Genomic DNA, 14,072 nt, shown 5'->3' with positions numbered 1-14,072 from the left:
TTCCTCCCAAATGGTATGGTTGGAGCCAATGCGCCTGGCTCCAACCATGTCCCACTAACGCGTCCCTTGCTGCGCTAGCTGAGTGACCTTATCCGCGTTATCCTTTGTGACAAAGCCCGGCCCGGTCATCAAGACATCATTCGCAATAGTGTTGAGGTTGGTCCGGTACAGGGTCAGGAGAACAATGGGAAGATAGCCCTGGAGATACTGCTGCTGATCAATGGCGAAGAGCATAGTGCCACCCTTGATGGCCTGCAATACGTCCGGTGAGAGGTCAAAGGTCGCAAGCTTGACTTTATCGCCTTTATTGAGAGCCTGTAGAGCCTTCAGGGCCGGTGTAGCTCCGGTTGGTCCGAGAGCCATCAAGCCATCTACGTCAGGCTTGGCTCTAAGGGCTGCCTCAATGCGTTGCTGCGATTCCGTGGGGTTCGCCAGGTTCACAGCAAGCACTTCAACTTTGGCTCCGGCTTTCGCCATCGCGTCGGTGAAGCCTTTACAACGTGCGTCCAGTCCAGCGTTGCCGACTTCCTGATTGATACACAGCGCGTGCTTGACACCCGAACTCGCCATACGCTCACCACCACCCAGGCCAGCTTCATACTCGGTCTGTCCAACGTGGACTAGAATACCAAGTTTTTTCGCTACGTCACTTCCTGAATTGATGGAAATAACCGGGATACCAGCCGCTATGGCCTTCTGGATTGAAGGGCTAAGGGCGTTCGCGTCAGGGATGGAGACGACCAGGCCATCAGGTTTAGAGGCGACGGCGGCATCGATCAGGTGCGCCATGGCAACCATATCAAAGGTTCCAGGAGCCTGGTATTCGACCTTCACTCCCATATCTTTGGCTCCCTGATCAACACCTTTTTTGACGACCGACCAGAATGGGTCCGATGCCTGTCCATGCGTGATGACAACAAAGCGTAGGTTGGAGCGATCAGTGTTCCCAGAGGGCGCTGCATTCTGGGAGCTATTCGCTCCTCCACTGCAACCAGTAAGGATAAACAGTAGGGTCGCGACCAGGGCTACTACACGGCAGAACCGCTTCATTATTCTCCTCCTTGAAGAACTACAGTGACTATTACAAAGGCACTAATGTAGTGATTGGTTCTCGCTAGCCAGGGACGGGTTAACCGCTTGTCCACGTCATTGAGGCCATAGCGGCATGTTAGAGGAAGTAGCGCTCCTGCTGGCGCTTTTCTTCCCACTGGGCGCGGGCGACTTCTACTTGCGGCTTTGTACTGACTTCCGCAACTGGTACATCCCACCAACTTTCGTAGCCTGGGACTTCTTGATAGCGATCATTCTGCACGTAGATAACTGTTGTACGCTCAACTGCTTTGGCAGCTTCAAGGGCGGCGACAAAATCCGCGTGACTTTTGCACTCAATGACATGTGCTCCAAGGCTACGCGCATTCGTTGCCAGATCAACGGGCAGAGGGCGAACCTCTGTGTCCTGCACGTCTCCGGGCAAGACACCATTCTCCGGATAGGCATAGCGTGTACCAAAGCCTTCCTGGCCCAATGACCGGCTGAGGCTACCAATGCTCTTGAAACCATGATTATCCAGTAACACAATGATCAATTTATAGTTTTCCTGAATGGAGGTAACAATCTCGCTGTTCATCATGAGATATGAACCATCCCCTACCATCACATACACATCGCGCTCGGGCGCGGCCATCTTAATGCCGAGGCCACCTGCGACCTCGTAGCCCATACAGCTATACCCATATTCGAGATGGTAATTCTTGGGATGACGCGCCTGCCAAAGCTTATGCAGGTCGCCGGGTAGACTACCCGCGGCACAGACCATAATAGCGTCAGGTGAACTCAGTTCGTTGACAGCACCGATAAGTTCACCCTGAGATGGTAACGGCTCATTACGCAGTTCATAAATCCGCTCAACTTCACGATCCCAGGCACTATGAAGTCGCTCGGCTTGCTCCCGGTAGTCAACCGCAACCGCATAGTCTCCCAGAAGCATCTGAAGCTCTTCTAGCGTCGCTTGCGCATCCCCAACCAGGGGGCAGGCCCGATGCTTGAAGGCATCGAATTCAGCGCAATTGATATTGATAAAGCGTACATTGGGATGCTGGAAAGCCGTCTTCGAGGCCGTCGTGAAGTCACTGTAACGCGTGCCGATACCAATTACCAGATCAGCTTCACGCGCAAGACGGTTGGCGGCGAAGGTGCCGGTAACGCCTATTGCGCCAAGATTAAGCGGATGATCATAGCGCAGGCTACCCTTGCCAGCCATCGTTTCGCCGACGGGAATCCCCGAACGCTCGACGAAATCGCACAGCAGTTCCGTCGCCCCCGCGTAAATCACGCCTCCTCCAGCGATAATCAGAGGCCGTTCACTGGCGCGAATCCAGGCGGCGGCTTGCTCTAGTGCGCGGCGATCTGGCCGATTGCGCGCTATATGCCATGTGCGGCGCTCGAAGAACTCCGAAGGATATGCATATGCCTCGGTCTGCACATCCTGCGGGAGGGCCAGCGTTACCGTGCCGGTCTCTACGGGACTGGTTAGTACGCGCAGAGCCTCGGGTAGTGTTGTCAAGAGTTGCTCGGGGCGACTGATGCGATCCCAGTAGCGGCTCACTGGCTTAAAGCAATCGTTGACCGATATATCCTGCGAATGCTCAAACTCAAGTTGCTGGAGAACGGGTGCGACATTGCGACGCGCGAAGATATCACCGGGCAAGAGCAGCACTGGCAAGCGATTGATCGTGGCTGTGGCCGCTCCCGTGAGCATATTAGTGGCGCCCGGGCCAATCGATGACGTGCAGGCAAACGCTTGCAGCCGATTCTTCGTTTTGGCATACGCCACAGCGGCGTGTACCATTGCCTGTTCGTTTCGTGATTGGTAGTAGCGAAAATCAGGCATTTGTTGCAACGCCTGACCGATACCGCCGACATTCCCATGGCCGAAAATGCCGAAGCATCCAGCAAAAAAGGGACTTTCTACGCCATCACGCGCGATATACTGATTCTTGAGAAAGGCGATCAGTGCCTGGGCCATTGTCATCGTCGTCAACTTACTGAACCTCCGCTTCTGGAAAACCCCTGTGATGTTATCCAGGGGTTGTTGACAGCATCCTTCCCGCGAGCATTAGAATCCGCCGTGATCCTGAATAAAAGCCATCACCTCATCGTAAGTAGGCATAAAGTTCGCGCACCCATGCCGGGTCACCAGAATAGCTCCGCAGGCATTCGCCAGGCGCACCGTCTTATACCAATCCCATCCATTGACCAGACCATACAGCACACCAGAGGCAAAGGCATCGCCCGCGCCCAGGATATTCTGTACCTCCACTGGAAAACCTGGCACCGATAGTGGCCCGGCAAGGCGATCACTGGAGGTGGAGTGAACGAGAGAACTTTCAGCTCCCCGTTTCTGGATGACCCATTGTGGCCCCAGCCCCAGCATGGCCTGGATAGCAGCCTGGCTATCACCACTCACCCGCGCATCCGAAATCTGAGAATGGGTGAGCCGTATCTGACTCACATCGGTCAGCATGACCGCGTTGATTTCATCTTCAGTGCCTAAAACGACATCCACCAGGCGTAGCGCCGAACGCAGCGTCACGCCAAAGGCTCGCTGGTCGTGCCACTGATCAGGGCGAAAGTCGATATCCAACAGTACGGTTACGCCCGCCTGATGTGCGACCTCAGCCGCGAACAAGGTCGCGCTTCTGCTCGGTTCCTGGCTCAGGCCCGTGCCACTGATCAATAACGCGCGGCTGTCGGCGATGGGTGTTGCCAGCACATCGTCGATAGTCAAGGCGATATCGGCGCAATTTTCGCGATAATAGGTCAGCGGGAAGCGGTCGGGCGGCTCAATGCCCAGTACCACCGCGCTAGAGCGTCTCTCTGGTTTACGCGGAATGAAACGCGTCTCGACCCCTTCGCGCATGAGAAAATGCAGAATAAAGTCGCCTACCTGGTCTTCTCCTACCGCCGTGAGCAATGCGACGTTCAATCCCAGGCGGCGTGTGCCCACGCTGATATTCGTTGGACAGCCGCCAACGTAAGCGGCAAAACCCGTAATCTCCACAAACGGGGCACCGATATCATTCGAGTAGAGGTCAATCGACGAGCGCCCCATTGTCACGACATCATATTTTTTGCCCGTATTCATGCCTTTCTCCTGTGCTATAGCCTATGCTTGATCTCGTAGAGCGGTATACGTTCGTCAAGCCCTTTGTAGTGTTCCTTGACCCACACGTAGCGCGGATCTTCGCTATTCGCCAGAGATTGGGCGCTACCAGCCAGGGCATTGAGGTAGTACGTCGTGTAGCCGGGCGGGCTCGCAACGGGGTGGTACCCTTCTGGCACCAGCACTGCATCGTTATCACGCGCCATCAAGAGGGCATCAATGGGAAAGCCAGCCTGGTGCAAGGGTGACTCAGGATCGGTATAGATACGTTGATAGGCATACCCTTCAGGTCGGCTCAGCTTATAAAAATACACCTCTTCGAGGTCAGCCTCCACAACTTGACCGTGTATGTCCGTCTTATGGATATCGTGCTTATGCGGAGGATAACTCGACCAGTTACCGCCGGGCGTATACACCTCTACCACGACGAGCCGCTGACAGGAGAAGCCGGGCGGGATGATATTGTTAATCTGCCGCGTGGCATTATCACCACCTCGAATCTCGGTAGCGATATCGTGTGGCGTGATCAGGCGTGGTGCGAAATCCTGGTCTGCAGGAGCAGAAATAACGGCATATTCGCACTCCGTTTCGGCTCGAACATTCAGCGTCGTCTGGCGTGGCAGGTAGAGCGCGTGTGGTAGACCAGTAAAGACACTCTCGCGTTCCCCGATGTGGGACCATTGACCGCGATTCGATTCAACCTGAATACGACCACCCAGGACTACCAATGCCAGTTCACGCTCGCCTGTGGCAAACGTCCATGTGCCCCGCGCGGACAGGTGCTGCACCTGAAAATGGAGGTAATCCCAGCCCGCCATCTCCGCTGTTACCTCGACGATAACATTGGCATCATGTACATTACCAGAATGAACAATCAGGTTGCTTGCATCATATTGCCGCATATCAATTCCTTTCTCATATGCACTTGTCTGCTTATACACATTACAGGTCTACAGGCAGGCCGGTCTGATAGAATCGCATGATCGCGGTACTAACGATACTGCTCTCGCAATGGCGCGGTGCTGCCACGTAACACAAGAGATGGGGGCAGGCTATGATTTTTACCTGGATGACCACTCAATAGGTCTAACATTACCTGAGTCGCAAGGCGTCCTAGTTCTACTCTGGGCTGATGAATAGTAGTCAATGGCGGCGCCATGCAACTGGCGATCTGGATATCATCAAAGCCGATGATACTCAGGTCTTGTGGCACCGCGATCCCTTTTTCGTGACATGCTGTCAGCATACCAATAGCGATCATATCGTTATAACAGAAAACAGCAGTAACACCTGCGCCGAGCAAATCGAGCAGGGCGTTCTGCCCCACACTTATATCTTCATCCTGCGAGGCCTCATCACATGGAGGCTGAATCACCCATGCTGCTTGCCTCTGTATACCAGCCTGATCAAGCGCGTCTATGTATCCCTGAAGCCGTTGTTGGTTTGAACCTGGGCGACTCCTACTGCCCAGATAACCTATAGCGCGATGTCCGAGTTGCAGCAGGTGGTTGACGGCAAGCTGCGCGCCCTGGTGATCATCTACTGCAATCCAATGCAACTGACTGGCCTGTAACTCGCCCTGACTATTGATTAAGACAGTGGGAATGCGGATATGGGGAATGCGGTGGCTGTAATTGGTAGCAATACGTGATGATGCGACCAGGATACCATCGACGCGCCGACGTTGATAGGTTTCGATGATATCTGTAGCCTTTTGAGGGTCGTTATAAGAGGCACTGAGCAAAACACTAAAATGCGCGGCACGCGCCACTTCCTCAACGCCTTTGACAACATCGCCAAAGAAGGGATCAGCAATCGAGGTTACGACCAGACCGATAGTGCTGGATTGCTGTGTTTGCAGGCTTTGCGCGATAGCATTGGGTGTATAACCCATTTCATCGGCCAGCTTCCGGATGCGCTTGCGTGTATCCGCGCTAATGAGCGGATTCTGGCGGAGCGCACGCGAGACGGTCGTGTGTGAAACGCCAGCTACGCGAGCGATATCGGCAATAGAAACCTCTTGTCGGCGCAACGCTTGCCCCCTTTACGAGAGATCCTCACAAGAAATCTTTATGCACACGTGTGCATAAAAGAAAAAAATAAAAGTGCCTGCATCCGGAGTGCTTTTTTGCACGATGGGAATATATTCACTGATATTAAGCATAAGAATCAGCTTCCCCTTTGTCAAGTGCTAACGCAACATTCTAGTCAGAACTCCCTTGATAGCGTTAAAAAGATGGCTCCAGTTGTCGCCCATTCACCAGCGTGCGATCTTGACAAGAGAAACGGGGCTCTGTATAATATTGTTAATGTGTTTAAATAATAAGTGCGTGAAGTATTAAGTGCGTGAATAAAAATAAAGAAAGGATCGGTATGAGTGAGCCTTCTTCTGAGAGGACCTTGGACATCGCCAATGCGTTGTTTGATATTATTCCCCGCTTGTTGGAGCGTGTTCGTGCGGAGCTTCCCCACAACTCAGATGATATCGCCCCGGAATGGCGCGACATTTTAGAACTCCGGGCCACCAAAGGACAATTCAATTTTTTGCGTGTGCTGATGACGCGCCAACAGTGCACCATGCAAGAATTAGCTGAGCAACTAGATGTTGCACCGCCAGCCATCACTGCCATGGTGAAACGTCTGCTGGCCCAGGGATTCGTCACACGTATTCGCGATGAACAGGACTGGAGGGTGGTGCAGGTATCACTGACTGAACGCGGTCAGCGTGTGGTATCACTCTATGAGGAGTTCTGGCGCACGCACTTACACCGTCTTCTCAGCCATCTCAGTCAAGAAGAACTGACTCATTTACAAGGAGCGCTGCCTGCCCTACGCCATCTGAGTGAGGAAGAGCTCTGATCGGCTTTGTCGCAAGAAGCGCATCCCTCCTGGGAGAGCCCCCTTCACGTGTGTCTCTCTCTGCTCACCTTGGTATTCCTTGGAGAAAACATCTATGCGACCCATTCATTCCAGCACTCAGGAACATACTCTTCTCGAAGAGGAGCAGCGGAGTGCGCCAGTCAGGACACATACCAGGGGCTTAGGGCGAACGTTTATTGCCCTGCACCATCGTAACTATCGACTGTTCTTTTTTGGTCAAATGATTTCGCAGGTCGGGACCTGGATGCAAACAACCGCACAGGCATGGTTGGTCTTGCAACTGACACATAGCGCGTTGCTGCTTGGAGTAGTGAGCTTGCTCCAGTATTTGCCAGTGATGATTTTCTCACTCTACGGTGGGGTACTCGCTGATCGCGTCCCCAAACGCAGGCTGCTGCTCGTGACACAATCTATTTCACTTGTTCAGTCAGCCGTCATGTGGCTTCTGGTGATAACGGGAGTGGTCCAAGTCTGGCATGTTCTGCTTCTGGTCGCACTACTAGGCATCACCAATGCACTTGATAGTCCTACCCGAAACGCGTTTATTAATGAAATGGTGGGCCGCGAAGACCTACCAAACGCCATCGCCCTGAATTCTTCGCTCGCCAATATGGCTCGTGTACTGGGACCAGGGCTTGGTGGTGTGCTGATTGCATGGCTCGGTGTTGCACCACTTTTTCTCCTCAACACGCTGAGTTTTATTGCTGTGATTATCGGCCTATTCATGATCGACACACGAACGTTATACGCCTTGCCCGGCAAAAGGACGGATGAGAAGAAACGCAGCATGCTCCAGAGCTTGCGTGAGGGCCTCTCCTATTCCTGGCACATGCCAGCCGTTCTTCTCATTATAGGACTCATTGGTGGAATCGGGTTGTTCGGTATCACGTTCAACGTGATGCTGCCGCTGTTTGCCACCGAGGTCTTCCATGCTGGGGCGACGGGGTATGGCTTCATTGCAGCAGCATATGGGCTTGGGGCTCTATTCTCAGCACTATGGGTCGCCTGGGGAAATCGTCAACCGAGTATTCGCTTTCTGCTGATCGCAGCGTTCGCGTTCGGCATACTTGAGATTGCGTTTGCACTTTCTCCCGTGTACATCCTCGCGTTCCCTTTGCTCATCAGTATAGGGTTTGCACAGGTCGTTGTGACAGCCACAGCAAGCACCGCAGTTCAAACAATCGCTCCCAATCATCTCCGTGGCAGGATCATAGGTGTGTATCTCCTGGTCTATGCAGGTGCCTTGCCCTTAGGGAACTTCTTAGCAGGTGCCTTAACGACACGCATTGGCGTCTCAACGACATTCTTGCTTGGAGGAGCTCTCTGCCTCATCGTCACTATTACTGCCTGGCTTCTGCGTCAACCAGCAGAGAAAAGCCTTGAAGAGTCAACGACAGCGACGAGGAGTGAGTAGTTGACAGAAAAACAAGCACGTATCGTTTTGCAAGAGAAAAGGAAAAATAATGTCTGATACACATGCGCATGCAGCTCTTTTAGTCATGGATATGCAAGAAGGAATTGTCGCCAGGCTTGCACAACAGAGTGATGTTCTCACCCTTGTACACACAGCTATCGACGCTGCTCGTGGCGCGTCAATTCCCATCATCTATGTAGCTGTGACCTTTCGCCCAGGATATCCCGAAATTAGTCCAAACAATAAATCTTTCTCTGCACATAAAGAACAACAATCTTCCTTATTGACAGGGAGAGCAATGGAGATCGCTTCTGCTCTTGCTCCACAACCAACGGATATTGTGGTCACGAAACGTCGCGTGAGTGCGTTTAGCGGCAGTGATCTAGAAGTGGTGTTGAGAGCACAGAACATTTCGCATCTGGTGCTCTGTGGTATATCAACCAGTGGAGTGGTCTTATCAACCTTGCGGGAAGCGGCTGACAAGGATTATCAGTTAACGGTCTTAGCCGATTGCTGCTTCGATAACGATGAAGAAGTCCAGCGCGTCCTGTTAACGAAAGTCTTTCCACGGCAGGCGGAAGTGTTGCAGGTTGAAACCTGGAAAATGAGGCTCATAGGAGGATTTTAGCATCATGCAATGGTTATATGACGTTGCCTATTTCTTTGGAGGTGTATTTCTCACCAATGCACTTCCGCATTTCATCAGTGGCTTGATGGGTCGGCCTTTTCAGAGTCCATTTGCGAAACCGCCAGGGGAAGGACTGTCGTCCTCGACTGTCAATGTGCTTTGGGGCTTTCTCAATCTGGTTATTGCGTATGTTCTGCTCTGTCGCGTTGGGAATTTTAATCTGCGCGCTACAGACCAGATCATTGCTGCAGGATTAGGCGTACTTCTCTTTGGTACGATAACAGCGCGCCTATTTGGACGGTTTTATGGTGGCAATGAGCCTGTCAGCACGGTGGTGATGAAAGAATACGGTACGCCGGACGAAACGTTGTAAGAAACGTGAGTTCGGGATAAGGAGATCCACCTCCGATGAGTTATACACGCTTTGTCGCGCTCATTCCTACGATGCTCGTGCCTCTGCTTGCCTACTTACAGAGCCGCTATGGAGTTTGTACGGGCATCAGCTTCCTTTGATTGCTGGGCTTCTTGCGTACAGCCATCAAGCCAAAAAGCCCAGCCTTCATCTCGATCAACGCTTCCTTCTGGCTGCTTAATTGGGTTGGCTTATCCAGAACTCACGTATGTTTAATCTTTTGTGCGCGGATCGAAAGCATCGCGCAGTCCGTCCCCCAGAAATGAGAAGGCCAGCACAATAGCTGCCAGTACTCCCGAAGGAAGCAAGGCTTCCCAGGGGTGCGTACTCAACAGGGTCGCGCCATCTGAGATCATCAGACCGATGCTCGCACCGGGAGGCTGAACCCCTAACCCCAGCAGACTAATACCAGCTTCGCTAATAATGGTATTGGATATATTCAAGGTCGAGACGATAATAACCACGCTGAGCAGGTTGGGAATGATATGTCGCACGATAATGCTAAAGTCACTCGAACCCGCTGTTTTGGCTGCCTCAATAAATTGCTGTTGCTTGATCTGCATGGTTTGCCCACGTACATAGCGCGCCATGAGGGGCCAGGAGGTAAGGGCTAGCGCCATCGAAACCAGGATCAGACGCGCGTTACCGTTTGGTCCCAGGATGGGGACGCGAGACAACGCTACGTCAGCCTGCGTCCCAAAAATGCCAGTCAGCAGGATGACGAAGAGGAGGCCGGGAAAGGCAAATATCAGGTCGGCAAAGCGGGCCAGGAGAAAATCAGTCCAGCCCCCATAGTAACCAGCAAGGACGCCCACAATGAGGCCCAGTAGCACATTGACGACCTCGACCAGCACGGCGACAAGGATTGATATCAACAAACCTTGCAAGATCCGGGCAAAGAGATCCTGCCCAATACGATCAGTTCCCAGCCAGTACTGCGGCGATGGTCCCTCATCGAGGCGATTAAGCTCCTGGTGCGAGAAGCTATGATAGACCGTGGAAGGAACTCTCCCGTTAATAGGACTGTTGTAGTCGCCACCAACGTGCTGATAGATAGAAGGCCCTACGATGGCAAGCAGCACGAAGAAGACGATGATCCCCAGACAGATCATGGCTCGTCTATCGCGGCGTAAGTGCCTGAGTGAATCCTGTAGAGGTGTAGGGGGCTTCTGAAGCGGTGGTAACGTTGTCTTCTCTGGCGTACCGTCACCTTCAACCTCCAGCAGATCGACAGGAGGCGGAGTCACAGCTTCAACAGATGGTGTTTCTTCCAGGTGTTGTGCAACCTGTTCTTCACGCTCCTCGCTGGCTTCCATATTATCCCTGGTATCCATGTCCATAACTTTCCCTCGCGCTTCTATTCCGCTCTGATACGTGGATCGACGACCGTGTAGAGGATGTCTGAGATCAGATTGCCAAGGACCACACTACACGCCAGCATAACCGTTGTTGCCTGGAGAACGGGGTAATCCAGCGAATCAATCGCCTCCAGGGTTAGATTCGCGATGCCAGGAAGGTTAAAGATTTTTTCGGTAAAGAAGGCACCGGTTACCAGGAACCCAATCGAGACGCCAATCACTGTCACCAGTGGTATTAACGCATTGCGAAAGGCGTGGCGATAGACAATAGCATTTTCCAGCAGTCCTTTGGCGCGAGCCGTACGGATGTAGTCCTGGCGTAACACCTCAAGCATGCTGGTACGAGCGAGACGCGCATAGTAGGCCATACCTGCCGCCGTATAGACCAGAATAGGGGCGAGCTTATACTGTATATCCTGCCAGGTGTATTGCCATGGCGTTCCCCACTGCGTAACGGGCCAGCGCAAACCAGTCTGCTTGTCCATCCAGATAATGAGCAATTGGAAGAGCACACCAAAGATAAACACTGGTATGGCATACAGGACCAGCGCCAGGCCCATATTGAACGTATCTATCCAGGTGTTTGCTCGCAGCGCGGAGGCCACGCCGAGGGGAATACCAAGCAATAATTGCAGAAAGAGACCCCATAAGCCTAACTCAAGAGAAACTGGTATGCCATCTTTGAGAATATCCCAAACGGGGCGATTGATGCTCCGAAATGAAAGCCCAAAATCAAGCCTGATCAGGTGTCCCATATAGTTGAGATACTGCTGATATAAGGGAAGGTCCAGGCCATACTGATGTTTGAGCTGGGCCTCCAGCACCGCGTTCGGGTGGTCGCCAAGCAGGACGCGAATGGGGTCTCCGGGCGCGAAATGCCCCATAAAGAAGGTGATAAGTGTGACCCCAACAACGACAAATAGCAGGCCAATGAGCCGTTTTAGCAGAAAGCGAATCATACAACACTCCCCATACTTCTTCAGGGTCTGTTCGTACGCTGTGCCATGGGCACTCCCCGGCGCGCGCGCGTGGAGGACGGCAGAGTAGTAGTGCGCGTAAAAAGCGCATAGGTCGCGGTTGCCATTCGCAGATAGCCGAAGGAATGTGTTTCTGCAAACAGCAACCGCCTGGTGACGCATCCTATGTGAGAGAGCTTTCTATGGAAAGTCCCAACGCATAGAAACGCGAATGGTACCGGACCTGGTAAACGTTACTGGGTGATGTAGATTTTGCTCCAGTCATCTGGTGGAATCAATTGCTGCGAATTGAGCGAAAGATTCTGCACATTTGTCCTGACCAGATACTGGACCTTCTCCTGCCAGAGAGGAAGCCAACCAACATCGTTTATCGCCTGCTGTTCGGCCTCGTTGTACAGTTGCATACGCTTGGTAGCATCCTGTTCCTGGTCGGCCTGCTCCAACTTCTTCTGTACTTCTAACTGAGCGCTGGTATCTTGCACCTTATTCTGACCATAGTTGGACTGGTTGTAGTCCTGCCCCTTGTCGAAGAAGAGCGTCAGCCAGTCCTGAGGATCGGGATAGTCAGCGTTCCAACCAGCCTGCCACATCTGAAGGGAACCGTTGTTCTTGGTGGCGGTCGTCAGATCGAGCAGTTTAGGGCGCGTGACAACGTTGATGTTCACCTTGATACCCAATGTCGTTTGCCACATTTGCGCAATCGCGGTGAGAGCATCCTTAAAGTTCTGGTTGCGTGGGTAGAACGTGAGCGTAATAGGGGGGAGCGCGGAGACACTGGCATAGCCCGCCTCTTTGAGTCCCTCAGCCAGGACTTGCTTTGCTTTATTCGCATCGCCCTGGGTGCCCGTGCCAAGCGGCCCAGTAAGATTCTCGTTATACCCAGGCATGCCCTTGGGAATAACATGGTTTGAAGGCGTAAAGGCGTTCTTCATGGCGCTCTGCACGATCAGGTCTTTGTTAATGGCAAGCGCGAAAGCCTGGCGAATTTTGATATTATCGAAGGGCTTCACCAGGTAATTCATCGCAATATAACGAATGGTCAGGATAGGTGTCTCTTTAAATCCAGGCGTGCTACGCTCCTGCTCCAGGTTTGTTGACGGAACAGGCGTGAAGTCGAGCTGCTGAGCCTGGAAGGCGCGGTACATTGAGTCCTGGTCCTTATAGAAGACCACTGAGAGTCTCTTCATCTGAGGTTTCGCCCCATAGTACGCGTCATTACGTACCAGTTCGAGACCCTTATTGTGGGTGTACTTTTCTACCTTCCAGGGGCCAGCGCCGCCACCTTCTTCAACATGGTCGGTCCACTGTGCGCCATATTTCTCGACCAGTTTCTTGTTGACCACATAGGAGGTTGGATAGGAAAGGGTCTGCAAGAAGTAAGCTGCCGGCTGGCTAATCTTAATGACTACTGTTTGAGGATCGGGGGCCAGCAAACTCGTGCCAATCAGGGTCTTCACCTTGCCGCCGCTTAAGTCCTTATACCCCTTGACAAGCTGAAGGTAACCAGAGACACTCGACTTCGTGGCAGGATCGATCGTGCGATTGATGCTATACACGACGTCCTCTGAAGTGAGCTTATCTCCATTGCTAAAGGTCAGATTGGGCTTGAGTTTGAAGGTCCAGGTCAGTCCTCCATCGGACTGCTGGTAGCTCTCGGCCAGTTGAGGTTTTACCTGTAGATTGGCGTCCAGGGTGACCAGGCCCGTAAAGACGGCCTGGATAGGGAAGTTGGAGTCAGTATCCTGAACGAGGGCCGGGTCAAAGGTGTTAATATCGGGATCACCTACAACTGGATAACGCAATGCTTGCTTATCATCCGAAGCCTTTGTTGAGGAGGGTCCAGAGGAACCACCACCGCATGCCGCTAACAACATCGTGAGCAGGCATAGACAGGTCATCAGGAACAAGACCGGTTTCTTTCCAGGTTCCAAGCTTTTTTTCTCCTTGAAAAATAAAAACGCCTACAATGAACCAAAGCTTTAAAGGATGGGCCAGTTCTTTGATTCGAGAGAAGCCTATCTATATTTTTATTCACGTTACTATGGCGGAAATGAACAAAAATATAGTTAAAGCAAGGAAGAAACAAGTAACCATATAAGATTACGCTTTGAATTATTCAAATCTCACAATATAAAAGGAGTATTTATGTTTGGATTATTGGCTCTACATCCATTAGGGGGAAAGTAGGGGAAAAATGGTGAGGAAGTAAGCCATCAGCTTATCCTTCGTTAGATTTGGTAT

At 52.3% G+C, this 14,072-nt stretch carries 12 protein-coding genes; 4 read left to right on the top strand and 8 right to left on the bottom strand.

Features of this window, described 5'->3' with window-relative positions; translation table 11 throughout:
- Positions 1-54: 54 nt before the first annotated feature.
- From KTE_RS36675 to KTE_RS36655, 5 genes are all read right to left on the bottom strand, one after another.
- Positions 55-1,050, bottom strand: a complete 996-nt coding sequence (locus KTE_RS36675; RefSeq protein ID WP_201390556.1) for a sugar ABC transporter substrate-binding protein — start codon at positions 1,048-1,050, stop codon at positions 55-57.
- 118 nt (positions 1,051-1,168) lie between these two features.
- Entirely contained in the window at positions 1,169-3,031 is a 1,863-nt protein-coding gene (iolD, locus tag KTE_RS36670) for a 3D-(3,5/4)-trihydroxycyclohexane-1,2-dione acylhydrolase (decyclizing) (protein ID WP_201391103.1), read from the bottom strand.
- Between the two features lie 84 nt (positions 3,032-3,115).
- Positions 3,116-4,144 carry a 5-dehydro-2-deoxygluconokinase gene (iolC, locus tag KTE_RS36665; RefSeq protein WP_201390554.1) on the bottom strand — a complete coding sequence of 343 codons (1,029 nt, stop codon included), beginning with the start codon at positions 4,142-4,144 and terminating at the stop codon, positions 3,116-3,118.
- 14 nt (positions 4,145-4,158) lie between these two features.
- Positions 4,159-5,064, bottom strand: coding sequence for a 5-deoxy-glucuronate isomerase (gene iolB, locus KTE_RS36660; protein ID WP_201390552.1), 906 nt, complete (start codon positions 5,062-5,064; stop codon positions 4,159-4,161).
- Between the two features lie 89 nt (positions 5,065-5,153).
- Positions 5,154-6,194 (bottom strand): LacI family DNA-binding transcriptional regulator, encoded by a 1,041-nt coding sequence (locus tag KTE_RS36655; RefSeq protein ID WP_201390550.1) that lies wholly within the window; start codon positions 6,192-6,194, stop codon positions 5,154-5,156.
- A 341-nt stretch (positions 6,195-6,535) separates the two neighbouring features.
- Here KTE_RS36655 and KTE_RS36650 point away from each other — a divergent pair, with 341 nt between their 5' ends.
- The 4 genes from KTE_RS36650 to KTE_RS36635 all read left to right on the top strand — a co-directional run bounded on the left by KTE_RS36650 (position 6,536) and on the right by KTE_RS36635 (position 9,457).
- Positions 6,536-7,021 carry a MarR family winged helix-turn-helix transcriptional regulator gene (locus tag KTE_RS36650; RefSeq protein ID WP_201390548.1) on the top strand — a complete coding sequence of 162 codons (486 nt, stop codon included), beginning with the start codon at positions 6,536-6,538 and terminating at the stop codon, positions 7,019-7,021.
- A 94-nt stretch (positions 7,022-7,115) separates the two neighbouring features.
- Entirely contained in the window at positions 7,116-8,456 is a 1,341-nt protein-coding gene (locus tag KTE_RS36645; protein ID WP_201390546.1) for an MFS transporter, read from the top strand.
- A gap of 49 nt (positions 8,457-8,505) precedes the next feature.
- Positions 8,506-9,084 (top strand): cysteine hydrolase family protein, encoded by a 579-nt coding sequence (locus KTE_RS36640; RefSeq protein ID WP_201390544.1) that lies wholly within the window; start codon positions 8,506-8,508, stop codon positions 9,082-9,084.
- A 4-nt stretch (positions 9,085-9,088) separates the two neighbouring features.
- Positions 9,089-9,457 (top strand): hypothetical protein, encoded by a 369-nt coding sequence (locus tag KTE_RS36635; RefSeq protein ID WP_201390542.1) that lies wholly within the window; start codon positions 9,089-9,091, stop codon positions 9,455-9,457.
- 251 nt (positions 9,458-9,708) lie between these two features.
- Here KTE_RS36635 and KTE_RS36630 read toward each other — a convergent pair whose 3' ends face one another.
- The 3 genes from KTE_RS36630 to KTE_RS36620 all read right to left on the bottom strand — a co-directional run bounded on the left by KTE_RS36630 (position 9,709) and on the right by KTE_RS36620 (position 13,762).
- Positions 9,709-10,830 (bottom strand): ABC transporter permease, encoded by a 1,122-nt coding sequence (locus KTE_RS36630; RefSeq protein WP_201390540.1) that lies wholly within the window; start codon positions 10,828-10,830, stop codon positions 9,709-9,711.
- 23 nt (positions 10,831-10,853) lie between these two features.
- On the bottom strand, positions 10,854-11,813 hold the full coding sequence (locus tag KTE_RS36625) for an ABC transporter permease (RefSeq protein ID WP_201390538.1): 960 nt from the start codon (positions 11,811-11,813) through the stop codon (positions 10,854-10,856).
- A 251-nt stretch (positions 11,814-12,064) separates the two neighbouring features.
- Positions 12,065-13,762 carry an ABC transporter substrate-binding protein gene (locus KTE_RS36620; protein ID WP_236600851.1) on the bottom strand — a complete coding sequence of 566 codons (1,698 nt, stop codon included), beginning with the start codon at positions 13,760-13,762 and terminating at the stop codon, positions 12,065-12,067.
- Positions 13,763-14,072: the final 310 nt, after the last annotated feature.

Origin of the sequence: Ktedonobacter sp. SOSP1-85 (assembly GCF_016587415.1) — a bacterium.
Classification (GTDB): Bacteria; Chloroflexota; Ktedonobacteria; order Ktedonobacterales; family Ktedonobacteraceae; genus Ktedonobacter.
This window is presented reverse-complemented; position numbering and strand designations above follow the sequence as displayed.

Coding starts and splice junctions, on each gene's coding strand:
- KTE_RS36630 (WP_201390540.1), bottom strand. CDS start 10,830: ATGGATACCAGGGATAATATGGAAGCCAGCGAGGAGCGTGAAGAACAG.
- KTE_RS36645 (WP_201390546.1), top strand. CDS start 7,116: ATGCGACCCATTCATTCCAGCACTCAGGAACATACTCTTCTCGAAGAG.
- iolB (WP_201390552.1), bottom strand. CDS start 5,064: ATGCGGCAATATGATGCAAGCAACCTGATTGTTCATTCTGGTAATGTA.
- KTE_RS36650 (WP_201390548.1), top strand. CDS start 6,536: ATGAGTGAGCCTTCTTCTGAGAGGACCTTGGACATCGCCAATGCGTTG.
- KTE_RS36635 (WP_201390542.1), top strand. CDS start 9,089: ATGCAATGGTTATATGACGTTGCCTATTTCTTTGGAGGTGTATTTCTC.
- iolD (WP_201391103.1), bottom strand. CDS start 3,031: ATGACAATGGCCCAGGCACTGATCGCCTTTCTCAAGAATCAGTATATC.
- KTE_RS36640 (WP_201390544.1), top strand. CDS start 8,506: ATGTCTGATACACATGCGCATGCAGCTCTTTTAGTCATGGATATGCAA.
- KTE_RS36675 (WP_201390556.1), bottom strand. CDS start 1,050: ATGAAGCGGTTCTGCCGTGTAGTAGCCCTGGTCGCGACCCTACTGTTT.
- iolC (WP_201390554.1), bottom strand. CDS start 4,144: ATGAATACGGGCAAAAAATATGATGTCGTGACAATGGGGCGCTCGTCG.
- KTE_RS36625 (WP_201390538.1), bottom strand. CDS start 11,813: ATGATTCGCTTTCTGCTAAAACGGCTCATTGGCCTGCTATTTGTCGTT.